Raw genomic sequence first — 25,279 nt, forward strand, 5'->3', positions numbered from 1 at the left:
CGCTAGTTCCTCAAATTATTCATATTGGCTGACCCGGCAGCAGCGATTTGCAACGGCCTGATTTCGGTAATTTCATTATGGTCTTCATGATCTTCATCTGCTTCGACTTCATTGGATCGAAAGCGTTCAGAGGAGATCGTCACGACTGTCTGGTCGACAGATTTCAGATTTGGTTCGCCGTTTTGAGGCAACCGGTCGGGGAACCATGCCTTTAATTGCTTCACCAATGGGATCGCACTTTCCTCCCATGCGAGCGAACCACCCCGGATTGATGCTGCATCCGAAAGACGGCGTAGAGCGTCCGGATCAGCAGCCAATGCCGAGATTGCTTCCGTCAATTCGCGAGTAATAACCGTATCGTCTTCGGAGCGGATTAAAAGTCCGTCAACCGCGTGATCGATCAACTCATCAACCGCGCCAACTGCTGTGGCAATAGGCACACAGCCGAGACGTTGCGCTTCGATGATAGTCAATGGCGCACCTTCCCAGCGAGATGGCAAGACAACGACATCGGCCCAGGCGAATGCTTTATTGAGGTGGCGGCTTGAAAATACCGGGGGTTCAACGTGAACGCCAATTTCGGCAAACCGGTCTTTCCATGATCCACCTGCGCCTACGTCCATGACATCGCTGCCGATGATCTTCCAGTCAACGGGTTCTCCACGCTCGCGCAGATCCCGCACGGAAGCAAACAGGCGCTCGATACCCTTTTGGGCATCCAACCGACCAAGGAACAGCACGTTAAGCTTATCCTTTTGCGATTTGGAACGGCGCGCCGCCAACATTGTTTCGCGCTCTTTTGCTGCCATCGCATAACTCGCGGCATTCTGGATATGCATGAGTTTTGCCACCGGCACACCCATGCCATGCAACCACTCAACCATGTCATTCGAGCAGGTCAGAATGGAGTCGTAAACGTGCTCAAATGCGAGGGTTAGATAAGGGTGACCGGCGTCGCGGCCCATTCTGGATTTATCCAGCACATGAACATAATTCAGAACCTTCACACCGCGTCGGCGTAGATCACCAAGCAGAGCGTTAACCGGAGCAACCTGATTATTGATGACGACATCAAGTCCGGCAAGAAAGCCCATGATCTGTTCAGCCTTGGCAGCTTCGTCATGCCCCATCATCAGGTCATGACCGGCAAATTTGTTTGGCCCACCCCAAAGCGGGTAATCGTCAGAGAGGAAATTGACGGTTTTAAAAACGCCATCATTTTCCGGGATGCGATTGTAGATGGCCTTGCCGAACAAAAAGAGATGTACTTCGCAACCAGCATTTTTCAGGGCCTGTGCTACTGCATAGGCAACTTTCTCAACCCCTCCAAAGCTTGCGATTGGTAATAGAAAACCGACCCGCAACGCATTTGTCGCCTGCGGCAAGCGCGGCATTACGGGGCGCGCACTTACTGCATGCCGCAGCAATTCGAAGTAACGGCTTCGGTTCGGGAAGTAGACCGACCGCCAAAGCCAGCGATCTCTGGTCTTCGAACGATAGCCTGAGTCACGCAGTGCACCGAGTGTGGCCAAAAGAGCGTTGGTCGATGACAGCGCAGTGCTTTGCATCTCCCGCGACGTAAACGGACCACTGATAACGATTTCAACGACATTGGGTGAAGGCACATTCTTATGCAAAGAACGTATCCAGTCGTCGGAAGCATCTTCTGCACAGGTCGAGAAGATGTCGAACGTACACATCCATCCGAAGGGCTTGTCAGTCAGTGGCTCAGCATCGCTTATGTTGCGAATGTCGATCCCCATTCTGGCATTGTTGCGTTCAAAGCGGATCGCCACAAAATGATGTTTCTCGGCAATGCGTTCACCAAGCCAAAGCAAATTATGAATAAGTCCAAGACGGGTGAGCGCCTCGCGGTGCGCCGCAGTCATCCATAGCATGAACGGCGGAACACCGAACGTTTCAGGTTCGGTTTTCGCAGCCCAGAAGCGGGTTACAAAATCTTCGAGACTGCATTTCGCATGATCAACCGTTGGATCGGTAAACATATCGACTGCATATGCGCCCATACCGATAGCCGCATATCTGGGTGCTTCCTGATGCTCCCACGTCAACAATGTTTCGGTGGCAAAAAGCTTTTTATGTTTCTGACGGATATAAGTGAGAATGCCTTCGCGAGTTCTGTTGGAGTCCCGAAGCATGCTTTCAGCACGTTGACGATATTCGAAACCAAAGAACGGATAATTGGCACCGAGAAAACCTCTGCCAATCGCCTGCAGCCAAAAGTCCCAGTCTTCGAAACCGGATGTCATGCTTTCATCAAAGCGAATTCCAGCATCCAGCATTCGCCGGGAAACGAGGCTCCCGGCTTCGCAGATATTATCGAAAGTCAGATGTAGAAGACGCGAGTACTGAGTAGTGTAGTTTCCATTCCACTCAATACCAAACTTGTCGATATTTGGATAAATCCAATCAACCTTGTCATCAGCTTTCATGAAAGCAAGAATGTCACGGAGAGCGGTCGTCGTAATCCGGTTATCTGCGTCAAGAAAATAGACCGCTTCGAGTTCTTCGAAATTGCGCAGCGCAAACTCGATTCCGTAATTACGCGCTGAACTCAACCCACCATTGGCCTTGCGCAGATAGAACACGTTCGAATGTGCTAAAGCGTACGTCCGGCCTATTTCGCCAGTCTCGGGAAACGGGCAGCCATCGTCAACAACCAGCACCGCAATATCAAACGGCGCTTCCTGTGCCAGCGCGGATTCAATTGCTTCCGCCAGCAGCACCGAGTGTTTGTATGCAGGGATAATAACAGCGACTTTTGGCGTAAAATGCGGCTCCGGTTCTTCAGCGGAAGGCAACTGCGCTACCATTTCATCGCGTAATCGATATATCTGGTCCAGCATGAGCACTACCCGTTGACCATAAGACTAACGTTACGGAACTTCGCCCAAGCAAAGCTGTTGTCGCCGGGCGTTTTCATCCGCGTTGCAAAGTATATGTTCTGCCAGACGCCGATTTGATCATTGATGAATGCACTGAGCCGGTTGTCGTCACCCGGCGCAATGCTAACCCAACCGGAAAAACCTTCACCCGGCTCGACCGTGCGTTCTTCGGCAAAAAGTTGCCGTGCATTGTCCAGGCTTGCTGCAATGACGATCGAGAAATCGACTTCCTGCGATTCTTCATTATCGACGACAACATCCGAGGAAATCCGCAATATCCTGGGCGGACATGCCGCTGGAATCTGACCAATTGTCATTCCTACGGCAGGCGGATGACATCCCACTGCCTTCTCTTCAGGCAACGGCAGGATGGCAGCAAATTCAAAGGAAATCTCGTCTGTATTTGCAAGTGTTGCAAGGTCAAGAATTCCTGAAGCTATCGCCATTTCCCTGAAACCGCCCTCCCGGGATTTTTCAGATTGAGCCGGCAAATAATTGGCCCAGCTTGGCAAGATTACCCCTGGCATGCCGCACCAAACCTGCATAGCAAGGCTATTTTTCAGCAGAGGCACGTCATTTCCGGCATCACGAACCTGAAACATTTCCAAAGGCTGAAGCCCACCAAGCGACAGTAACGGCAGTTCATCATCCGCACCTTCAACCTGCAATCGCAGATTCAAAGTACGCCGCAATCCTGCAAGCGTTCTAGATAAGCCAAGATAATTCCAGCCATGCTTGAGTTTTGAAAGCGGAATAGCCCAGCTTTCAACAATCGACATGTCTTCCATCGTTACGAGCTGCGCGTTCAACGTCGCATCCTCGCGATGCGACAGACGGTCAAAATGGATCGCAATCGCACTAACTCCTGCACTCGCTACCGGAAGAACCTGCGAGATGCCGTCAAAGGAGGCGTCTGCCAACACATTGGAACGGGACGAACTTTTGACAGGCTCATTTGAGAATGCGAGCTCAAACGGCTGCATTCCTTTGCGATCAATAAAACTCTCAACAGTTGCAAAACGATTTTGCAGATTGTCATTAAGTGTTCTGAGGGCGAGAAGCTCACGATTGGACTTGACTATCCGGCGTGCATCAGACACCAACATGGCAGCAAGTTTCTTGATAAGAACACCTGCGGTCTCGACTTCTTTACCAGAGCGCCATTCCACAATGATTGGCTCCTCGACAAGACCGCGGTCTTTAAGCCAATCCAGCAACCTTTTCTCGCGGCCTCTGTGGGCTGGGTTCAAAAGGACAGCTAAAATGCACAGCGGCGCCTCGAAAGCCTCTGCCTTGATCCCACTGCCGTCTGAAAAGACCGCTGCATCGTCTTTGACGCCCTCAAAACCGAGAACCTTTACGGCACTTGAGAGGCCGGCCGGCACATCATCATGCTCGATACCCAAGCGTAGAAGAATCGGTTCTTTCAACAGATCAATATTTTTAGAAGATTTCGTAGCTGGCGAAAGCTTGTACGAAGTCTGAACCGTCATATTCTGGACCCTTGATCGATTGGTGCGATGGAATTTGTATTTCTATACATATAAAATGGCAACTTCGTGAAGATTGTCACAGATTTCTATTGCAGTGCAACAATAAAATTATTTCAACTGTTTGCCGTTATTCTATTATCAATTCGGTATTATTCTCAAAACAACTTACCGTTATTATAATATGACTTTATTTCAAAATTTGAACTATCTTGTGCTAAATGCAACGACGCTGATCCGGCAGAATCTGCCGGGCCAGCTTACCGCCAACATTTTATTACTATTGACTTAGACGGCGACGCGATCTTGCTGTTCGCGTCGGATTACCTGCAATTGTCGCTCCCAAGCCAGAGCATCCCCCACAATCGAATCCAGATCAGCGCGCTTGGGTGTGAACCCGAATTCATCACGGACACGCTCATTACCAGCCACTAGAATGGCCGGATCGCCCGCACGGCGAGGGGCCATCTTAACGGTGAAATCCACACCCGAAACACGCTTCACCGCACCGATGATTTCAAGCACCGAATACCCATAGCCATAGCCGCAATTTGCCGCCGTACTCTTTCCGCCAGCTTCAAGATAGTTCAGCGCGCAAAGATGGGCTTCGGCCAGATCGCTGACGTGAATATAATCGCGGATGCATGTTCCGTCAGCCGTCGGATAATCAGTGCCATAAACCTCAATATGAGAACGATCGCCTGTTGCTGCCTGACTGGCAATCTTGATCAGATGCGTTGCACGGGGAAATGATTGACCGGAACGCAGCTTTGGATCCGCACCCGCCACATTGAAATAACGCAAAGCAACATAGTTAAAATCGGGGTGAGCAACCGCCGCATCCCGCAACATCCACTCCGTCATCAGCTTGGACGTCCCATAAGGTGAAATAGGCTGGTGAGGCATGCTTTCGGTGATTGGTGTGCGCTCAGGCTCACCATAAATAGCTGCAGTAGAGGAGAAAATGAAATGCTTAATGCCCTCGGCAATGGCAGTTTCCATCAGCGCTCGTGATTGAACTGTATTGTTGCGGTAGTAGAACAGAGGATCGCTTACGGAATCCGGCACAACAATCGAGCCTGCGAAATGCAGGATTGCAGTGACCCGATGCGTGCGGATGGTCTCTGCAACCAAGGCCTGATCGCCTACATCGCCGTGAACAAAGGGAACACCTTCAGGTACCAGCCATTCAAAGCCACAACTGAGATCGTCGAGGACGACGACATCTCTGCCGGCATCCTTCAGTGCCAAAACCATGTGACTGCCAATATAGCCTGCACCACCTGTAACGAGAACGGTCATCGGTAACTCCTGGGAGATTGTTTGCTAGCTTTGTTTAAGATTAGGGATTTTGCCAATTAATGAATTCTGATTAGGCAACGCGCCGAACTGAATCCAATAAGCTTTCCTTGGTTTCGAGCATTTTGTGGTCGACTTCGTTTTCGTCGAGGAACCGGCGCATCTCGCCATAAGTCCGATACCAAGCGTCATTGTATTTATCGAACAGCAATTGATCCCAATAATCTTCCAACTGGAATTTTCCACCTTCAAAAACATCAAAGCGGGGAATTTGATAAGTCTCCGCGAACTCGACGGTACGGCTGTCATAAGTGAAATAAATTGAGGGGACGCCATTTGCCAAAGCCATGAGATTGCCGTGCAAGCGATACCCCAGAACGAGGTCCTTGGTCTGCACCAAATTTTCATAATCAGCCACTACGTCGGAGTAAAAAAGACGTTCGCGATAGAGTTCCTCGATCGACGCGTCGAGATACCAATCTGAAGCCCAACGATTGGCCTTCAATGCCGCCAGGGCATCTTCCTTCTGCTCGTTCGTCCCGAACACAAGCTTCTTTTCTTCGATCTCACCCTGCGCCATCAATGTCACGTCGAAGCGACCAGCCATGTCCTTGATAAGATCACGATGGAACGTCAGATAGCGTTCAATGTTACGGGCATAGGCCGGTGATACCTCGCGGCGTACAGTAAGACCGACATTGCGAACTTCCTCGAGTGGCGGCAATGTTATTTTCAGGTTCGGGTCATTACGCCTGAACGCTGTCGGGCAACCGACGATGCGCACATTTTCAATTCCGATATCCCTGAGGACCTCCGCGGAATAAGCACCACGCACGCCAATGGACGCTGTGGAATCCGCAATGATCTTCAGAAGCGTTTTGAGGTCTTCAGGGAGCTGGATCTGCCCTTCAACAGGAGCCTGCGCTCCTATACCCCAAGCAATGACCGGCAAACCAAGGCGTTTCAAAACCGCAATCGCATGTGGCCAGCCCATATGTTGATGAATGTAATTGGAGCCGCGCAGGATCACATAATCGTACTCTTCCCTGAGCTTATCGATCTGATCGAAGTTCGGTTCACCCAAAGGCAATTCGCGCAGCTTTTCAAAGTTCATCAGCTTGAGTGACGAGTCGAAGACAAACGCATCACCAATGTTATGGTAGTGATCAATATACCTCTGAATATCGTTGTACTGGTACCAGCGAACATTATCGTGGTCGTAAACTTCGCCTGATGGGCTCATTACGAGTACACGTGCCATGGGGTATTCCTTCTTGTAACTTCGAATCAATCAGCTGGCTTGCGAAAGCGCGACCTCGGTCGTTGCGGTTGTATTGGGTGAGTTTTGGTGAGCAGACCGAAGCAATTTTGCATAGAGGGCGACATGCTCCTCTGCGCTATCAATGTAACTGGTCGGCTGACGAATGGAGTGATGTAGTCGATCCCAAATCGAGGAATCGCTCAAGACTTCAGTGAACCGGTCCGCCAGATCCTCCGCACTACGGACACGAAAATGGAGGCCGTCCTCACCATCGCGAACTTTCTCCGCCATGCCACCGATGTTTGAACAGATGATCGGCCTACGGTGCTGCAAAGCTTCCTGAATAACAATCGGTGAGTTCTCCCACCAGATCGACGGCATTACGACCCAGTCTACAGATTGCATCAGGCGCGGCATTTCAGAGTTCTGATAAGCGCCGTGAAAACGAACCCGAGAGCCGGCATCATGGATCAGCTTCTCCATACGCTCCCGAAATGCTAACGGCTGCTTTTCGAGGTTGCCGCCAAATATCATCAGCCGCGTATCCTCTCCCCAAATTACCTCAGGGACACGCGAAACCGCATCAACCAGCACATCAATACCCTTGAAGGGAGTGATCTGCCCAAAATAGGCTAACCGATTGCGACGTGGCTTAGGTCCGGTGAGTTCGCGGGGGGGCGTAACGCTATTGATCGACACGCCATTTTCAATGACATGCAGCTTGTCAGGATCAAGGCCCCATTCTGCATATTTGCCAGCCAGGAAGTTGCTTGGAGAAATGTATGCATCCGCCAGTTCAAGCATGCCACGAACAAATCTCTCACGCTTCAGGAAACGCGCTGGAGGAATATCGGGGAAACAGGCGTGGCAATCAATGGGCGAAGCTTCGTTGCAGAGCTTTGATGTGCCCGCCTTCACCATCTGACCGTCATTATTGCAGATCGAAAGATACTCATGAAACGTCATCAATATTGCGGCCTTCGGCAGTGCTTCCCGAATAGCATAGAGCGTCTCCAACCCGAGACCGAGCACATGATGGAAGTGCACGACATGCGGATTGAGATCACCGACAAAGCGTAACAAATCGCGGCGGATTTCATCCGTATTGTTGTTGGAAAGATAGAAATGGTCATACTCGTCAGAGTGATACAGTATTTCGTCGCTGCTGCGTCTCAGGCTCATTAGAGCTGTCGAGCCATGACGGGGAATGGGATGGCTGGCCCGCGCGAGATAAACAGATTGAACGCGTGGCAGAGAATTAAGGCCCTTGTGCAAATTATAGGATGCAATTTCACCGCCACCTAGCGAAATGCTGGGATGCGCATGTGAAATCACCAGAACCCGGAGTTGTTCGGTCATGCCGGCGTCTCCGTCTTGAGATCGTGCGCTTTTCCAAAACTCTTAGCCCATCGACCGTCGAATATCTGCCGGTCAATCCGCTCGATCAGCGCAACAGTGGATGCTTTTTCGGAAACTGCAATGTCATCCGAACCCAGCATCTGTGCCGATGGCAGCCAATAGGACTTGAGACCTGACCGTTTCAGCTTCAGTCCAAGATCCAAGCCTTTTTCGTGCGTTCCAAGATAACTTCGTGTGAAACCATCAACCGAGAACAGTGCCTCGCGCGGCATCACACAGCATTCGAATGTTGCTGTTGCAACCTCCGTCGTGGACATGCCTGTTACGGCATCGATCGGATAGCCCGCATAGCGGCTGACCAATGCTCGATCGGCTTGGGCACCAGCAACCCATGTTCCCGCCCAACGTATGGAGTCATCTTCATAGGCAAGAGTGGGTGACAGAACAGAGTTTTTGCGGGTTTCATAAGCGGCCAGCAATTTATTGAACCAGCCTTTGTTCCGCGGAAGCAGCGATGCGGCCAGAAATACAACTGTCTCGCAAGATACAGCACGGGCTCCTACTTCGAGCGCATCATAAAGGTCTTCCGATCCGCTTGCCGAAACGAGACGAACGTTCAACTTATAAAACTGCGTTAGTCTGCGGACCCGGACACCGATACGGTCGATAATATCGGCAGCACCAGCGATAACGATGGGTGCCTGCTGCGTTTCCTTGTCCAAGGCGAGAAGCGCGAGGAGCGGCCCAATCTCCTCAACCCTTTCATCAACACCAATGATCAGAGCTGGACTTGCCGTATCGTCGAACGAACCAAGATCAGCCACGCCAAAAATTTCAGGGGCCGGTCGGCTAACACTGCGCAGGAGTGGCACGAGCTGCTGATCGACAATATGCCGTAGTGCCCATGCATTTGGATCAATCGCCCGTAGCTGCCGGACCACTGCTTCTCTCGATGTTACGCGTATCGGTGTGAGGGGCATGAAGGCACGCCGTTCGTCACTTAGAAGCAGTTCGAGGTAAAAAGGGGCTGTGCTGTCGCCGTCCAGTTCGGGCGCAAATGCAACAAATCCATGCGCGTGCCGGTTTGGATCGAGACCGGCATTGAAGGGGGCGCGATTGTCAAATTCTGCTGTAACGTCCGGCCTGTCTACGCGGGTCCAATTATCGTCAAGTTGTCTTTCGCCGCGATGACGGCGCAGCTTCACACTTTCCACATGACTATCAGGATCAAGCAGCCAACCTGAGACAAGGAGCCCGCTACCTCCAACACGAAGTACAGTGTCAATACCCGCACGAACAGGGAAAGGCAAACTGGAAACAGTCTCGTTGCCGTCGAAGCGATTAGCCGCCGAGCGCATCCGTAACAATATTTCCGCCGAGCCTCTAACGCGCGGCAAGATGGCACGTACGTGACTTGGAGTTTCCCGCGAACCAACAATCAGACGCCGATCATAGACTTCGGTAAAGCGCCAGCCACCCCGTCCACGAAATAGCAGGCGTTCAATATCACCGGGTTCCACGGCCTCATTAGCCAGCAGCAATCCGGCAAAACCGGTAGACTGTTCGGTGATATCCGGCCGGGCAAATACTGATATGCTACATTCAGCAAGTGACGAAGCACGTCCGCTTATGAACAGACGTGTTACAGATGATGTTAAATCCTGCGCCCAGCCTTGGACAAAGATTTCGCCTTCGTCGCTGCCGCCTATCAATTCGACACAGCCATCCGATCGTGCGCCGGCCTGAAGCAATACTGTAATTGCGGCGAGTTTCTTTCGTCCAATTGGTCCAGAAATCAAAGCCTCGACGAGGCCATCAATAACTGACGGCAGGTTTGTCCCTGCTAGATCGGCTATGATTGCAATCAGATCGCCAGTGGAAGCTGCACGACTTGCGAAAGTATATCGCGTGACCTTTGCTCTATTCTGGAACATAATGGTCTTGAGCGATGCACGTCGCAATATGCCTGTTGGAACAGCTGCGACAAAGCCATGTGTTCCAGCCGGTGATGCATTCTTGAGAGGCCAGCACACCAGCGTTGCTTTGAGGCTAAGTGCCGGATCGCCATTCAGAAAAACTGCTATCTGTTCTGCATTCAAACTGCCAATACCCATGACAAGCACGAGCGTGTCGTCGACAGGACAGCCGACAACCATCTCACCTTCCATGACGATGGAATGGCTGCCGGAAGGTTTTGCCGCATTGGTAATCGGCAGTATGTTGCTATCATCTCGCAAGAGCCATACTCCTTCAGTTCAGCGGAGTATCCATAAGGAAATAAGAGCGCCAGCAGCGAACCCGACCAGAACGAAGAGTAACAGGAAAAGCGGCTTTACCTCTCCGTTGGTTCTTTTTTGAAGCGATTCAATCCGCTTCTCCAGACCTCCGACCACGCCATCAAGACGCATGAGGTGCACATCAAGTTCAGTCAGCCGGTTGTTCACATCGCCGCGCATCGCCTCGATTGAACTGCTTATGTCCAGTCCTTCGACAGAGGACGCGCCATTATTGCCATCAAGCATTGGCGCTGGCCGCTGCAGCGACCTTTGATTAACTTGCAGCTGGCGTTGCGCTGCCATCAACATATCGAGCTTATCCAATATGCGGGTCATCGGTGCTGCGATAAGTGCTTCCGCCGCCTGTTCGGCCGGCTTGGGGACGCGTAGCGCCTGCTCAACACCCTCCGCATTGATTGCAACCACGACCAGTTCGGCCGCCCGTATCGATGCAAATTGCGGCAGCATGACATTGAACGCATGTGCGCCATCACCGATACCGCTCCGCTTCAAATCAGGGCGGTCCTGATCTGCAGCGGCTTCAGCAATTGGCTTGCCATCAAGCAGTACCCGAATTGTCAGTCGTTTGGTCGGTGTAGATGGATCGAAAGCCCAACCGTAAAGGCGACCATCATCGATCGCGTCAACCCGGCCTTTCATAGGCTCTACCTTCGGTGAACGTGCATTATCCTGCCCGGGTGCGGCAGTCGGCTGTGGTGAAGCCTGTGACGGGACTTGTGTCGCTATAGACATAATCTTCCTTTCAGGCTGCTGCGACACGATGCGAACGAAGCGTCTCTATCAAATCGAGATACTTCGTCGCTGTCGTGGCAATGGTATCAGGGTGGCGAGCCCCATTTGAAAGACGCTGACGCAGTTCAACATCTTCGGCGATACGTCTGATGGCAGCAGCAAGCGCCATCGGGTCATTGGGTGTAACGGTAAGCCCGTTTACTCCGTCTTCGATTGTCTCAGCCATGCCACCAATATTGCTGGTGATAACTGGACAATTCTGCCCCTGTGCTTCCTGAATGACGAGTGGTGCATTCTCCCACCAGATCGAAGGCATTATGGCACAATCGACGGTGGAGATAAGTTTGGCAATATCTTCCCGCCGGTATCCCCCACGCCGCTGAACGTATGGAGACGTCTCTGCAAAGAGACTATCTATTTCGGCAACGAAGCTCTCGCTTTGAAATGGCGCGGCTCCGTGGACCCGCAGCTCAAAATCCAGTCCTTCGGAGATAAGCTGTTTTGCCGCTTCGAGCAGGATTGTTGTCCCCTTCCATGGATTAAGATTACCAAAATAGCCGAAGACGGGCTTAGAGCGGACAATCTCTGAACGTTCGATTGCTTCACGTTCCGGTTGCCCGTTCGGGATCACATTAATCAGATGTTCGGAGAGACCCCAGTCAACATAGCGCTGCTTGAGAAATTTGCTTGGTGAGACAAAACCATCGACAGTGCTCAACAATGACTTCAGGTGCCGCTCACGCAACACAAACTTGTCGAGTGCAATCTCCTTGAAGCAGCTGTGGCAACGGTCCGGACTTGCTCCGTAACAAAGCTCCTTGTTCGTTGTCCGCACCATCAACCCGTCATGATGACAAATGGGATAGTAGTCGTGCAGCGTCATAACGATGCGGCAATCTGGCAGGACGCGTCGGACGATATGTGGAAATTCTGCGCCAAGCAGCAAAAGATGATGCAGATGAACGACATCGGGGCGGAAATCACGAAGCAACTCAACGATATCCGGCACGATTCCATAAAGATCGACCTGACTCATGAAAAAGCGGTCGAAATGACCGGACCATAGAAGAATTTCGTCTCCGTTGGTGCCGATACTCTGGAAACTGGTGCCAGGACGGGCTTCACGGTGGACATGATTGGTGGCGCCAAGAAACAGCGCATCGCAGCCAGCTCGCTGATACGCACGAAACAGATCGTGCGCAAAAATCTCTGTCCCGCCAGGATGCAAGGCTGGATGGTTGTGGGCGGCAACGAGAACCTTCATCTGTTGATCCCGTCTTTCTGTGCGACGAACAAATCCTGGTAGTGATCGGATGAGATGCCGCGCCAGTGGCCGAACGATCTTATAATGGTGTTCAGACCTGCGCCGGTGATTGCCCGATCCAGAAAGCCATCATCAAATCCCACGGCAGCAAGCGGTGGAAGTTCTGGCACGAACCAACAAGGGCCTTCGTCGTAACGCTGGAACCCGAGCCGCGCATCGCGTTTTTTGGCAACATTCTCTTGAGCAACCTTGTCCACGACAAATGCCGTCATGAAAAGCCGACCACCGGGAGCAAGCAGACGCTCGACTTCACGCAAGTACGCACTGACTTCTTCATCCGGCAAATGCGTGACAACGGAAGTCATGATGATGAAATCGAACTGATTGCCATCATAGGGTAGAACAAGCTCCAGGCCATCAATTGCGCCTTTCGGATTGTACAGATTGTGCGCAATATCCACGTGGCGGAACTCAAAGTTCGAGTAGATCGGGCTGAGCTTCTGATTGCACCAGTCGATACCACCAACAACAGGATCAATACCGCAGTAACTACCCTTTTCGAAATCAAGATACTGCGTCAGTGGCACTGCCATGCGTCCAATGCCGCAACCGATATCCAGTATGCGATTTGTCTTTTCCAGCCCGCCCTTACGGATGAAATGGCCAAGGAACTCAGCGCCAACGGCCTGATAACTGCCATCCCCTACAAATATACTCTCCGGCTCCGGGCAGGGGAGGAACCGGTTCTTCAACACCGCATCCATCAGCCATTCTACATGGTCATTATCATACAGCCGGATATGGTCAGCTGGTGTTTTCTTGAGTGCGATGACCTCGGTCAAGCGGCGCTCCTTTCGGACTTGTTACTGACAAATGGTGTGACCGTATCTTCGTCCGTTTCGTTAAGATAACTCGTCATCAATTCTGAAATATCGTGGTTCCAGCGCTGGGTGTGAAGCCACGAATTATACTGGCTGGCGAGACCCCGCATGTAATCGGAGCTCCGGCGTATTGAACGCCGCTCGAAATGGTAGAGCGCGACACCCGGTTCGTAGGCAATCTGAAACCCTATCTGGCGGATTTTAAGGCAAAGATCGCTGTCCTCGTAGTCGCCTATGACGTAATCTTCCGTAAAACCGCCGACGAGATCGTAAATATCCTTACGTGTAACGAGGCACGCTCCCGTTACACCGGGGACAGATCTGGGATTCTGAGCTGGCGCATAATCACCCGGCATTCCCTTGTAAAAATGATGATTGAGCCAAACTCCGCGCTGATCGCGAGCAAAATACAGGCCTGCATGTTGAAGAGAGCCATCTTCGAATAGCAGCTTGGGTCCGACAGCACCAAGCTTCTTCTGCTTGAACAGCGGATTGATCAGTTCATCCAGCCAACCTGCCTTACATGGCACTACGTCCGAGTTCAGCATCACCAGTATAGTCCCGGTAGCAAGGCTTGCACCTGCGTTACAGGCACGCGCATAGCCACCATTGCGGTTCATCGTTGCCAGCTTCATCGGTAAGTCGTGCAGGATATGCAATCCACCGAGCATGTGCTCCGTATCATCCTGAATTTCGGGTGAATCCAGCACGAAAATGACCTCGGCATTCTCAACCAGCCAAGGATCCGTTGCCATCGCCGAAAGCTGGAAACGGAGGAAGTCAAGATTCCGATAGAGTGGAATGACGATTGATACCAAAGGCGCTTCAGGCATCACCCCATAATCTTTGACATCCGCAATCTTGACGATTGTTCCGATCTTTTGTTCGACTTCCCGCAGGGCTGGTGCCAGAATCTTCTCGAATACCTGTGCCTTGGCATGCTGCGGCGGGACCGCGCGTAAGATGCAATTGCGTTGAGCGCTCACCTCGAATGGCTGCATCTGCGGTACGAGTGCGGATGTCGCGCCGGATATCAAACGCATCTGAAATCGCGGCTGCAACAGAGGGCCGAGATTGTTTACCTGAGGCATCCAGGCGGCAAAACCTGTTACATCGGACCGTGACCCATCTTCGTTTTTCCCGGTTTTTCCCGGGAAACTATAAAAATTGGGTTCTAGCGGAAGGGCAGTTCCGTCTTCAGTCACATATTCGATGCGGGTAAGCATTCCGGAAGGATCATTGGTCCAGCCTCCGACGAGCAGTCCGCCATCCAGTGCCAATGCCAGATCAATCTCGCCGGATGGCTGCGTTGGCGATTTGGCTATTTGCCGAGCAGAAAGCGGGGCCCTTATCTGCATGTCAATTGCAGTTGCGTTTCCTGCACCTGGCACCTTTGCAAGATGGCGTACAAGAAACGCACGTAGTCCAGCATCACCCTGACGCTTTCCCCACCATTTCTGGAAATCACCCGTACTGGTATTGTCGGAGAGCTTTCGCACAGCGACGCCATTTTTTCCTGAAATGACCAAGCGAAATGATTGGGGCAGGGCGCGGGTAGATTCAACAAGCAGATGGCATTGCTGCAAGCCTTTTTTGGCTGCATGGCAAATTATTAGCTTAACCGGAAGGGATGTGACAGAATTGCCGGTTATTCCATAGATTGCGGTGACTGCACCAAGATCAGGATCAAGAGCAGTCTCAAGCAGGTGGTGTCCGTCGATCGGCTGTCCGCAGTTGCGTGCTTCACGCGGCTCGGGCGTGAGCGCCACAGTGACTTCGCGTGCGACACCCGCGAAAATTGAATTCTGTGAAAGGCGGAACGCGCTCCGCCAGGTTCCGAGTAAATTATTGAGAAGCTTGATGTGTCCGCTCGCCCCGATATTGTTCAGAGCAAGGTCTATATCGAAAGCATCCAGTTCCGCTGCCGGATAGAGCAAAACTTCCTGACTTGACGTCGAGCCTCCATTGGAAAGCTTGATTGCAACAGGCTCATCTTTTGTCCGCATTGCCCAGAACATACGCTGGCCACCTGTATCAAGCGGCATGTTCAGACTAACAAGTGGAACGAGCGGATCAGATGTCTCAATCGTACATTTTGTTGAAACTTTGGAGGGCCCGGGAATATCCCATATTATAACGGCCACGTCAGCGCACAAGCGCGAGATCGAAAGGTTCTGCGTATCGTCTTCAATATTCGTTGAATGGTCTAGGTGCAACAAATTGCCCTTTCACTCACTGCGCAACGCAAGAAAAAAGCGTGCCCTGTGGGAGACAGGGCACGCCATAAATCGATATTAGTGAACGACGAAGAAATCGCTTGGGTTTGCGAGTACATCGTCAGCATTCACACCAACGAGAGTGACAGAATCGCCATTGCCGAGATCGACAACTACGTCACCGCCAACCTGTGTAACGTGGGAAGCTACATCGTCAGCCGAGTGGATATCAGTTCCATTGATGCCACTGGAGATCTGGAGATGATCCTGACCTGGAGTGAAATCGAGCACGACGTCATTGCCGCCGCCTCCATTGAAGACGAAGGTATCGCTGCCGGAGCCGCCGATGAGTATGTCATCGCCCGCACCGCCATTGAGGATATCATTGCCGGAACCGCCGGACAGGATATCACTGCCTTCGCCGCCATACAGAATATCGTTACCCGAGCCGCCAAGGAGAACATCATCCCCCTGACCGCCGAATAGGACATCACTGCCTGCCCCGCCGGTCAATGTATCGTTACCGACATCTCCGTAAAGAATGTCGTTACCATCACCACCGAACAGGGAATCATTCCCATTCCCACCGAATAGCAGGTCGTCACCGCCATCCCCGAATATCGTGTCATTTCCGTCCCCGCCAAAAACGACATCATCCCCGCCCTGTGCATGAATGAAATCGTCAAAGCGCGAGCCAAACAAAACGTCGTCGTAGGCGCCGCCTTCTAAAGTGGCCATCTGCTTCTCCTTTGTTGTCCTGCATTGAGTTTACGCATTGCCGGGCAATCCCCCGGCGATCAGGTGCTTTGACGATTGTGCGCTGCACCAAATCGAAATGCAACATATGTTATGAATATAAATGTGGCAATCTATAGTAACAATTTATTACATGAATGTATTACGACATGTTTATATTAGACTTATAATTCTGCTTTAAATTGAATATACTTTAGTTATGCGCTATCATTACGATTAAATTATTTTGAAATTTGAATTAATGCCACAGACGTCAGTTATACCAACGCCTTCCTGTTAATCTTCTCTGAAGGCTCTATTAAAGCTATCGGTGATTGGACCGGCAATATAGTCGATCGCTCGCCGCGATTTGTGGACGATCAGAATTTCCGCCGGCATGCCGGGATAAAGTTTTATTGTTGGATTTGCCGTGAGTGACCGGGGTGATATCTCCGCCCGTGCCACAAAGTAGGCCGTTTCGCTTTTTTCATCGATAAGCTGATCAGCAGCGACATAGGTCACTTTGCCATCAAGCGGCGAGAGTGACCTTTGGTTAAATGCGGTTAGTTTAACCTGAACTGCTGAATTTACAGCCACGCCATCAATGTCACGCGGACTGATCTTCATTTCGACGACCATGCGCTCATTCTCTGGAACGATATCAAGGATCGCCTCTCCAGCCGCGACAACGCCGCCAGGAGTCCGCAACCGGATATTGTCGACTATACCGGCCTGCGGCGAACGTATCTCGACGCGGCGCATGACATCTTTTGCAGCAACGATCCGCTCTTCCGTATCAGCGAGATCGGTTTGGCTGGTAGTAATCTCGCCAGCAATTTCCGACTGCACATCGCTTTCAATGCCGGTAAGGGCAAACTCAGCGCCTGCTTTCGCTTGCTCTGCTTTAGCCTTGTCACCCGCATATTCGCCGCGACTTCCTGCCAGTTCGCTTAATCGTGTATCGATTTCAGTAAGCTTGGACTTCTGTGCAAAACCCTTCTTGACCAGACCCGCAATTGCCTCCCGCTGTTCACTGATAAGCGCAATCTGCCTGTCGGTTGCAGCTATTTGGGCCTCGGACGCCTTGGCTTGTTCAGTATATTGTTCAATGGTTTTCTGCTGAACATCAACACGGCTCGTTTTCTGAGAAGACCGCTTCTGGAAGAATATCTGCTCCGCTTTCATGGCATTCTGAGCAGTGACATCATCGGCTGCGCCGAAATCCTTTGGAAATTCAATCTCAGTTGCACTGGCCTGTTCAGCACGTAACCGGGCAAGCTTTGCAATCAAGCCGACGCGGCGACTTTGCAGCGACTGCAATTCCGAGCGGGCTTTTGTGTTGTCCAGCCTGACGAGTGGCTGTCCGACTTTTACGACATCACCTTCCTGCACCAGCAGACGATCAAGCATACCGCCTTCGAAATGGCTGATCGTCTTACGTTTTGAATCAACTATTACTGTGCCAAGTGCAACGGCAGCACTGCCGAGTTCGGCAGAGTAGGCCCAACCAAAAAAACCGCCAAAAGCGATGGTGATAGTCGTAATTCCAGCAATGATAAGCCGACGCAGAGGCGATTTTGCATCTTCCTGCTCCAGATCTTCTACCCATTCGGGGCGTACCGTACCAAATTTGGTTGGAAGATTGTCACCGGTCGAGACGGCCCGTGGAGCAAGGAGTTGTGTAACACGCTTGGGAAGGTTGATTTTCTCAGTCATGATGCGGTTGCTCTCTTGGGTCCCGTTGGTGTTATCGAGGCGACAACATCCGTTCGTGGTCCGAATTGGGTGATACGCCCATCCTCAAGGACGAGAAGTTTGTCTGCCACCTGCATGATTGTAGGTCTGTGAGCGATCATAATGACTATCGCACCATCGTCCCGTGCATGCTCGATCGCGCGCATCAGCGCTCTTTCGCCCACCGCATCCAAATTCGCATTGGGTTCATCCAGAACGATGAGGCGAGGGCGATTATAAAGACACCGGGCGAGCCCGATTCTCTGACGTTGGCCGCCAGACAGGGTCAACCTGCCATCGCCTACCGGCGTGTCATAACCAAGGGGTAATCTTCCGATCATTTCATGCACGTCGGCCAATCGGGCGGCTTCCAGAACACGATGGGGATCACTATCCCCCATGCGCGCTATGTTGTCCTTGATCGTACCTTCGAGCAGTGCCACCGACTGCGGCAGATAGCCAGCGATCTCACCGAACGAGCCGCGTTCCCAAAGATAGACATTGTTACCATCGAGGAAAACACCACCGGACGTTGGCTTGACAATACCTATCATCAACCGGGCAAGCGTCGACTTGCCTGCTGCCGATGGACCGACAATGCCAAGTACCTCACCAGGAGAAAGGGCAAATGAAATACCCTTGATAATAGGCATTTCCACACCAGGTGCGGCATATACGAGACGATCTACGATAAGGTCGCCATGCGGACGCGGGGTCGGCATTGTCTGGCGCACCGCGAGATTCTGAGCCAGCAATGACTGTATTCTCTGCCAGTTGCCAACGGCGTTGACCCATTGCCGCCAAGTCTCCACCACTTGATCGAAGGGGATCAAAAGACGACCGACAATGATGCTCGTAGCAATCATTGCGCCAGGCGAAATTTGCTGCTCCATGGCCAGCAATGTACCGGTACCAAGGGTCACAACCTGAATCATAAACCGCAACGTGCGCGAAATGGATATCATCGCACGGCTGCGTGTACCGCCGAGATCGAGCAAATCCAACGCATTCATCTGCAAACCGCGCCAGCGTCGGGCCAGAGCAGGCAACATGCCCATCGCTTCAATTGCTTCAGCATGGCGCAATGTAGCACCAATCTTTGATATCGCCTCGATATTCGCCTGATTTGCATCTTTTACGAGACTACGCGTCATTAAGTCCGTAACGACACCGCAACAAACCAGAATGATAACAGCAACGATGCCAATGATCCCAAAAATCGGGTGCAGCAGGAAAAGTACACCGAGAAAAATGGGCGACCATGCGGCATCAAGCGGAGCGCTGACCGCGGATGAAGTTAGAAATGATCGTAGTTCCGTGAGATCACGAAGGGACTGCGTTGCTTTTGGAAGGCCTTGATCAACCGAAGCTTGTACAGCTGCGGTAAGTACCGGAAGGTTGAGTCGGCGAACCAGTGCGCTGCCCATCGCCTGAAACGACAGAGCCCGGATAAACTCCAGAATACCGTAAACGATCAATGCGCCAATCGCGAGAATCGTCAGCATCAGCAAGGTGTCAGTGCTTCGGCTGTTTAAAACCCGGTCATGAACCTGCAGCATATAAAGCGGCACGGTGAGCTGCAAAATGTTAATACACGCGCTGAGCAAGACAGCATAAAGCAGCCCCGCCAGAAACACCCGGCGGGCTTTAAAAATCAGTGTTTGCGGCGTAGGGACCGCAGGTGTCATCGCTTTTTTTCCAACATTGCTATTGCCATTCTCATTGATTTGACGAGTATCTGTCATACACTTCTGCCTTGGAAATGACACAGCCGCGGGTTAGCTCCTACGACCTTGGTCTAAGGCCATAGAATAGTAAAGTAATACTGCGCAGAATGTGACAGAAAAAAGTTCTTACGGTGGGGAAATATTCGAAGGAGAATCGAAAACATACTTGTAACTTACTTCAAATTTTGAAGTAAACTTGATCATGGAGACCAAGATGATACAAAAACTTCTACACGAAGGAGTGGAAGTCGAAACATCTATTGACGGCTATGATGCCGCCAATTTCCCCGAAATTACCGCAGAAAAACAGGGACATAGACATCCAGTTCATACAGTTGTTGTGACGCATTTTGAATTGGCAAGAATGATTGAGAGGGTCAATCGCCGGTTTGCGAGTCTACTCAGAACAGAGATGACCAAGCTTGGTGTCGAAGACGTTGGTCCAGCTCAGGCGATGGTACTTTTGGCTATCGGTGACGTTGAACTTTCTGTCGGAGAACTGCTTGATCGGGGCCATTATGTTGGCTCCAACATTTCGTACTATCTAAAGCAGCTGGCCGATGGAGGATATATCGACAGGGTTGCATCTCAACGGGACAAGCGGTCTGCCCGGATCCGACTGACCGAAAAAGGTGAGCAGCTTTGCGCCAATTTGCGCAATGCTGGTGGCGCTTATAATCGGGTTCTCGCGAGGGATGATGATGATCTTCGCAATCTGGAGATCGCATTTCAAACATTGCATCGGCTTGAACTGGTGTGGGGCAATGCCGCGCGTTACGGCATTTGATATCCATACCGCACACATACTGATACCCGGAAAGGACTGAAATCATGCATGTGGCATTCGTGCACAGACGTGGCTTCGGTCAATTTTCTGCTCTGGCTGAGCATCTGGCATTAAACGGTCATGATATCAGCCTCGTTTGTGAAACTGTGGATCGGCGCCTCCCATCGGTCCGCGTTATCAAACACAGAGCAGAACCCGGTCCGCGATCGGATACTCAGATGGCAAAACATCTGGGTATACCGGACCACCACATCCGGATTGGATATCGCGTCGCTGAAACATTCGAGGCCATGATCCGTCATGACCAGAGACCGGACATCATTGTCGGTCATATAGGCTGGGGCAGCATGATGTTCGTAAAGGACGTGCTGCCGCAGGTTCCAGCTATTGGCTATTGCGAATTCTTCTATAGAGCTGACGGCGCGGACGTAGGGTTTGCGCCTGATGATGTGCCAGATGCCGATACACGTAAGCGTCTGCGTTTGCGCAACATCGCCCAGCTTATTTCTCTTGAAGCCATTGATGGCGGCATTAGTCCCACGCAATGGCAGAAAAGCCTTTATCCGGCGGCAGCTCAAAATCGCATTGCGGTTTGTCATGAAGGTGTGGACACTCAGCGCTTTCGCCCCGACCGCAATGCCTCGCTGCGTCTTCCGGACGGCCGCGTGCTGCGAGCAGGTGACCCGCCAATCATAACGTTCGTCGCCAGAGACTTGGAACCCTACCGTGGTTTCCCGCAAGCGCTGGAAGCAGCGGCCAAAGTTCTTGCCAAAAATTCCGAAGCGCTATTCATCTTTGTCGGGGGCGACGGTATCAGTTATGGCAAACCACCCGCCGGTGGGGGGTCGTGGAAAGAAGCCGTCCTGGCACAACACAATATTCCGGCTGATCGCGTCTTGTTCACTGGCCCTATTTCTCATGACCTGCTCCGTCAGCTTTATCAAATTTCCACAGCGCACATCTATCTGACCTATCCGTTTGTCTTGTCATGGTCGGTTGTTGAAGCCATGGCTTGTGGCGCTCTGATAATCGGTTCAGACACGCCTCCGGTGCGAGAAATCATCCGCTCCGGAAAGAATGGTTTGCTCGTACCCTTTTACGACACAGATGCATTGGCGGATACGATACTACGCGTACTGCACAAGCCAGATGATTATATCCCGCTTCGCGTCGCGGCACGCAGAACAGTGGAACACCGTTTCCAATTGTCAGACTGCCTGACACGGCAAAAAGCTTTGATCGGATCGGTTATCAAGACAGGTTGACATATACGAACTATTGCGTTCACCAGTGATCGCGTCAATTTTCGAACTTCGCGCAAATTCGTTTCCATTGCATTTCGCGCTTCCGTATGCCTTTCGGCGACCGCGCTATTACTCAGTTCGAGTTTCGCGCCTATCCCGGGGACAGGATTTGAGGGTGGGTGCATACGTACACGATTGGCGCTGGCAACCGCCTTACAAGTTGTCAGACCGCAGCACCTATGAGCAGTGATTGCTCGAACGCATCGACCATAGTGGCAAGAGGCATTGGCGGTGTTTGTTTCATAATTTTAAAGACTTGAACTGAAAATAGCGCCCACAGATTTTAGGTATCGTAAATTTATCGTCCTGCACGCCCAAGACTTTGTTAAACCGCTGTACAATGCTAACCGTTCCAGTATCCCCAACTAAGGCACTCCTATGAATGAAACGTCAATCGCAGAAATTGAGACATGGCTGGACATGCAGGGACTTTCCGGTGCCAGCGAAACAGCACTCATGAACGGATTTTGTCAGCGATGCCTTGATGCGGGAATCCAACTTGAGCGGGCGAATGCTTTCGTCGATACCTTGCACCCCATCTATGAAGGGAGAGTTTTTTTGTGGCGCAGGGAAGGTGACGTCGAGCGCGCAATTATTGAGTACGGCTCTTCGCAGGAGGGTGAAAGTGCAAGCAACTGGCAGACCTCGACGTTTTACAGCATGCTGAATGCTGGTGAAGATGAAATGCGCGTGCGTCTTGGGCAACGTACAGATCCGGGATTCCGCCATCTCGTCACACTCAAAGAGGAGGGGTGCACCGACTACCTTGCTCTTATAAACCGGTTTTCTTCTGAAGGCACCATCGGCGAAATGGATTGTTTTTATTCATCCTGGTCCACAGACGAAGTGCACGGATTCCGTGAAGAGGACCTTGCTGCAATTCGCCGGATGGTTCGTGGACTTGGGCTGGCGATCAAGTGTGCCTCGCTGACACGTATCGTCCAGACTTTGGCCGATGTTTATCTTGGACATGATGCTGCCAAACGCGTCCTTGCAGGACGGATCAATCGGGGCTCGGCAGAACGCATTGAAGCGGTGTTATGGTATTCTGACCTGAGAGGTTACACTCGCATTTCGGACACAGCATCGCCCGATGCAATTATTCCCATGCTTAACGACTATGCAGAGGCAGTCATTTCCTCAATACAGGAAGCAGGTGGCGATGTACTCAAGTTGATGGGTGATGGCATCCTTGCGATCTTTACCAATGGCACGTCCGTGGACGACTGTGCAGCAGCATTAAGGGCCCAGTCTTTGCTTCGCAAACGCCTTGTCACTCTCAACCAAGCTCGCATTACTGATGGTGCTCCCGCAACGGACGTATATCTTGGCCTACATATCGGAGAAGTGTTCTACGGCAATATCGGTAGCAATACGCGCCTTGATTTTACAGTCGTTGGTCCGGCGGTGAACGAAGTCAGTCGCATCGCGTCGATGTGTCGATCAGTCGATCAGGACATACTGATTTCTGACAGTTTTGCTGCAGCTCTGCCAAGTAAGTTACGTAACCAGTTGGTATCTGTCGGGCGATATGCGTTGAGAGGGGTTGGCCGTGCGCAGGAGCTTTTCACGCTCGATCGCGACGTTATTTCCATCACATAGCATGGATAGTCAATTCAGTCTCGCGGTCAAACAAGTGGATGTTATCCGGGGCGGTATATAGCCGTACCTTTTCGGGTCTGCCGCTATGCGCCACCACAACCGCTTGGTCAGCAACATCAAGAACGACGAAGGTCACGCTGCCTGTCGATTCGATACCGGTTACAAGGGCATCAATTTTCATGTCATTCGAACCGGCAGCGGAACTCCACGGTGCCACGCACCAAGCCGTGATGGAGTTCCAAGTACCGGCAAACGAATGCCCAAGATCAAAGCGGGCCGCAATTTGATCGTCTTCTACTATCGCAAGGACATCGCTGCCGTGGAAGCGGCGTGCACATCCGGTTCAAAATCGAAATTAATACGCGCGAGATCGAAGCCTTCGACCCTCCACAGCCCCTCGAGCTGCGGGGAGATAATCCGTGTGCACTGGCGAGGCTGCGATCCGGCCTTTTTCCCGAGAGGAGATGCTGGCGACGAAGCTGCGTACGCTTCTGCAGCGCGAAGGGCCGGGACCTCTATGATCTTTCTCACGCACTAAAGCGTTCGATGGCCTGGATGTCGATCGTATCGCCGTATTATTCGGCCAATATCATGCCCTCGCAGGGCAATATCGCGCGCAGGCGGAACGGCGGATGTTCGCCAAACTGGCGAACCCGCGTCTCCTTATCGACATGAAGCCGCTACTTCCCATCGCACAAGCAGAAAGCTTGACCCAAGACGCAACCAAGGATGCCTTCGTGCGCCTGTTCGAGCAGCTAATCGTCAAGATCGCCGGCGACTCATGGGTCCGCATGGGCGAGATGAAAGAGTGGACAATTCTCCTGCACAAATTGTTCCCTAGCTACGGCTAGTCGATCAGTTGAAGGGTGTCCCCTTCAAGCCGCGGCTGCCACACCAATGTATTCAGCTGATGATGGTTTATCCATATATCCAATGGCTTGGCGATAACTTACCTTGAAGGCGTAGGTTCACATACTTTCAAGTCTGTAAACTTACTCTTTTCGTCTCATCCAACCGCTTCGGTTGTTTCGGAGCTGGCCCGGATGACCGACGTTCGACGAATGTAGACGCAATTAGTACACGCCTCGCCGGCTCGGAAAGACCTTGCGTTAAGATGCGCTCCAACAGCAGACGCATCGCTGTTGCCCAAACGACCTTTATCGACAAATGCGCTGAGTGTTATTTCCTTGCGAAAAGAGCGTGAGGCAAAGTTTACATTGAAGTTGGCATCAGCGCCGTTCGTTCCGAATCGCAAGAAAGTCGTGTGCGCTATCTTCGTAAACATCAACGGCGGCCGGTCCCCAGAGTTGCTGGATGGAGCGGCCCCAAATCAAAAGCAAGGCGGCAATGGGTAAATAGACTGGGATGAGCCATTCGGAGACCGACATCGACGATAATGAGAACATCAATGCCGGTTCGCTAAGCTGACAACCCCATCGCCCATACCGTTACCGCTGCTCAAGATCAAGACAGCCGTGCAAGTAGCGGCAACCTCCTCGAAGGCATTCTGCAGCTGGGTTTCGTCAACGGCAATCTCGCCGATACCTGCCTTCAGCGCGATCCGGCCAATGCGTTCCGCCTCACGCGTCTCGGCCTGCTTCAACTGGTCCTGGAGGCGGGCGATTTCCTCTCTGATCTTCGAGGATGGTTTCTTCATTCCGATATTCCTTCCCGGGTTACAAAGC

The 25,279-nt window shown here is 51.8% G+C and carries 19 protein-coding genes and 1 pseudogene; 4 read left to right on the top strand and 16 right to left on the bottom strand.

Annotated features, from left to right (window positions below; all coding sequences use genetic code 11):
- Positions 1-2: 2 nt before the first annotated feature.
- From ABKW30_RS28380 to ABKW30_RS28440, 13 genes are all read right to left on the bottom strand, one after another.
- Positions 3-2,867: a glycosyltransferase gene (locus ABKW30_RS28380; RefSeq protein ID WP_348602324.1), complete on the bottom strand. Its 2,865-nt coding sequence runs from the start codon at positions 2,865-2,867 to the stop codon at positions 3-5.
- A 5-nt stretch (positions 2,868-2,872) separates the two neighbouring features.
- The gene (locus tag ABKW30_RS28385) at positions 2,873-4,399 is read right to left on the bottom strand and encodes a DUF6212 domain-containing protein (RefSeq protein ID WP_348602325.1); all 1,527 of its coding nucleotides are present in this window, start codon (positions 4,397-4,399) and stop codon (positions 2,873-2,875) included.
- A 285-nt stretch (positions 4,400-4,684) separates the two neighbouring features.
- On the bottom strand, positions 4,685-5,698 hold the full coding sequence (gene galE / locus ABKW30_RS28390; protein ID WP_348602326.1) for a UDP-glucose 4-epimerase GalE: 1,014 nt from the start codon (positions 5,696-5,698) through the stop codon (positions 4,685-4,687).
- Positions 5,699-5,768: 70 nt separating this feature from the next.
- Positions 5,769-6,956, bottom strand: a complete 1,188-nt coding sequence (locus ABKW30_RS28395) for a polysaccharide pyruvyl transferase family protein (RefSeq protein WP_348602327.1) — start codon at positions 6,954-6,956, stop codon at positions 5,769-5,771.
- Positions 6,957-6,986: 30 nt separating this feature from the next.
- Complete coding sequence (locus tag ABKW30_RS28400; protein WP_348602328.1) at positions 6,987-8,315, bottom strand: glycosyltransferase family 4 protein; 1,329 nt, start codon at positions 8,313-8,315, stop codon at positions 6,987-6,989.
- Positions 8,312-10,552: a hypothetical protein gene (locus tag ABKW30_RS28405; protein WP_348602329.1), complete on the bottom strand. Its 2,241-nt coding sequence runs from the start codon at positions 10,550-10,552 to the stop codon at positions 8,312-8,314. Before ABKW30_RS28405 ends, ABKW30_RS28400 begins: the two co-directional genes overlap by 4 nt.
- Positions 10,553-10,570: 18 nt before the next feature.
- Positions 10,571-11,344: a hypothetical protein gene (locus tag ABKW30_RS28410; RefSeq protein WP_348602330.1), complete on the bottom strand. Its 774-nt coding sequence runs from the start codon at positions 11,342-11,344 to the stop codon at positions 10,571-10,573.
- Positions 11,345-11,354: 10 nt separating this feature from the next.
- Positions 11,355-12,608, bottom strand: coding sequence for a glycosyltransferase family 4 protein (locus ABKW30_RS28415; protein WP_348602331.1), 1,254 nt, complete (start codon positions 12,606-12,608; stop codon positions 11,355-11,357).
- Positions 12,605-13,450 carry a class I SAM-dependent methyltransferase gene (locus ABKW30_RS28420; RefSeq protein ID WP_348602332.1) on the bottom strand — a complete coding sequence of 282 codons (846 nt, stop codon included), beginning with the start codon at positions 13,448-13,450 and terminating at the stop codon, positions 12,605-12,607. The genes ABKW30_RS28415 and ABKW30_RS28420 overlap by 4 nt, the downstream gene beginning before the upstream one ends.
- A complete protein-coding gene (locus ABKW30_RS28425) occupies positions 13,447-15,705 on the bottom strand; it encodes a glycosyltransferase family 2 protein (RefSeq protein WP_348602333.1) in 2,259 nt (752 codons plus the stop codon). Before ABKW30_RS28425 ends, ABKW30_RS28420 begins: the two co-directional genes overlap by 4 nt.
- Before the next feature lie 78 nt (positions 15,706-15,783).
- Positions 15,784-16,443, bottom strand: coding sequence for a calcium-binding protein (locus ABKW30_RS28430; RefSeq protein ID WP_348602334.1), 660 nt, complete (start codon positions 16,441-16,443; stop codon positions 15,784-15,786).
- A gap of 294 nt (positions 16,444-16,737) precedes the next feature.
- A complete protein-coding gene (locus ABKW30_RS28435) occupies positions 16,738-18,156 on the bottom strand; it encodes an HlyD family type I secretion periplasmic adaptor subunit (protein WP_348602335.1) in 1,419 nt (472 codons plus the stop codon).
- The gene (locus ABKW30_RS28440; RefSeq protein WP_348602336.1) at positions 18,153-19,862 is read right to left on the bottom strand and encodes a type I secretion system permease/ATPase; all 1,710 of its coding nucleotides are present in this window, start codon (positions 19,860-19,862) and stop codon (positions 18,153-18,155) included. The genes ABKW30_RS28435 and ABKW30_RS28440 overlap by 4 nt, the downstream gene beginning before the upstream one ends.
- Positions 19,863-20,118: 256 nt before the next feature.
- Here ABKW30_RS28440 and ABKW30_RS28445 point away from each other — a divergent pair, with 256 nt between their 5' ends.
- The 3 genes from ABKW30_RS28445 (at position 20,119) to ABKW30_RS28455 (ending at position 23,594) form a co-directional block, all read left to right on the top strand.
- Positions 20,119-20,688 carry a MarR family transcriptional regulator gene (locus ABKW30_RS28445; protein WP_348602365.1) on the top strand — a complete coding sequence of 190 codons (570 nt, stop codon included), beginning with the start codon at positions 20,119-20,121 and terminating at the stop codon, positions 20,686-20,688.
- A gap of 44 nt (positions 20,689-20,732) precedes the next feature.
- On the top strand, positions 20,733-21,953 hold the full coding sequence (locus ABKW30_RS28450; protein WP_348602337.1) for a glycosyltransferase family 4 protein: 1,221 nt from the start codon (positions 20,733-20,735) through the stop codon (positions 21,951-21,953).
- Positions 21,954-22,370: 417 nt separating this feature from the next.
- On the top strand, positions 22,371-23,594 hold the full coding sequence (locus tag ABKW30_RS28455) for an adenylate/guanylate cyclase domain-containing protein (protein WP_348602338.1): 1,224 nt from the start codon (positions 22,371-22,373) through the stop codon (positions 23,592-23,594).
- On the opposite strand, the gene ABKW30_RS28460 is transcribed toward ABKW30_RS28455, so the two are convergent.
- Positions 23,587-23,775 carry a hypothetical protein gene (locus ABKW30_RS28460; RefSeq protein ID WP_348602340.1) on the bottom strand — a complete coding sequence of 63 codons (189 nt, stop codon included), beginning with the start codon at positions 23,773-23,775 and terminating at the stop codon, positions 23,587-23,589. The two genes, ABKW30_RS28455 and ABKW30_RS28460, sit on opposite strands and share 8 nt — an antisense overlap.
- Before the next feature lie 451 nt (positions 23,776-24,226).
- On the opposite strand from ABKW30_RS28460, the gene ABKW30_RS28465 reads away from it, so the two are divergent.
- Positions 24,227-24,445 (top strand): hypothetical protein, encoded by a 219-nt coding sequence (locus tag ABKW30_RS28465; protein ID WP_348602341.1) that lies wholly within the window; start codon positions 24,227-24,229, stop codon positions 24,443-24,445.
- A 127-nt stretch (positions 24,446-24,572) separates the two neighbouring features.
- Here the strand turns inward: ABKW30_RS28465 and ABKW30_RS28470 are convergent.
- Together ABKW30_RS28470 and ABKW30_RS28475 are read right to left on the bottom strand one after the other, a co-directional pair.
- A pseudogene (locus ABKW30_RS28470) lies at positions 24,573-24,731 on the bottom strand (LacI family transcriptional regulator); the annotation flags it as partial.
- Between the two features lie 268 nt (positions 24,732-24,999).
- Positions 25,000-25,251, bottom strand: coding sequence for a TraC family protein (locus tag ABKW30_RS28475; RefSeq protein ID WP_348602342.1), 252 nt, complete (start codon positions 25,249-25,251; stop codon positions 25,000-25,002).
- Between the last annotated feature and the right edge of the window lie 28 nt (positions 25,252-25,279).

It is taken from the genome of Phyllobacterium sp. SB3, from assembly GCF_040009165.1.
In the GTDB taxonomy this organism is placed as follows: Bacteria; Pseudomonadota; Alphaproteobacteria; order Rhizobiales; family Rhizobiaceae; genus Phyllobacterium.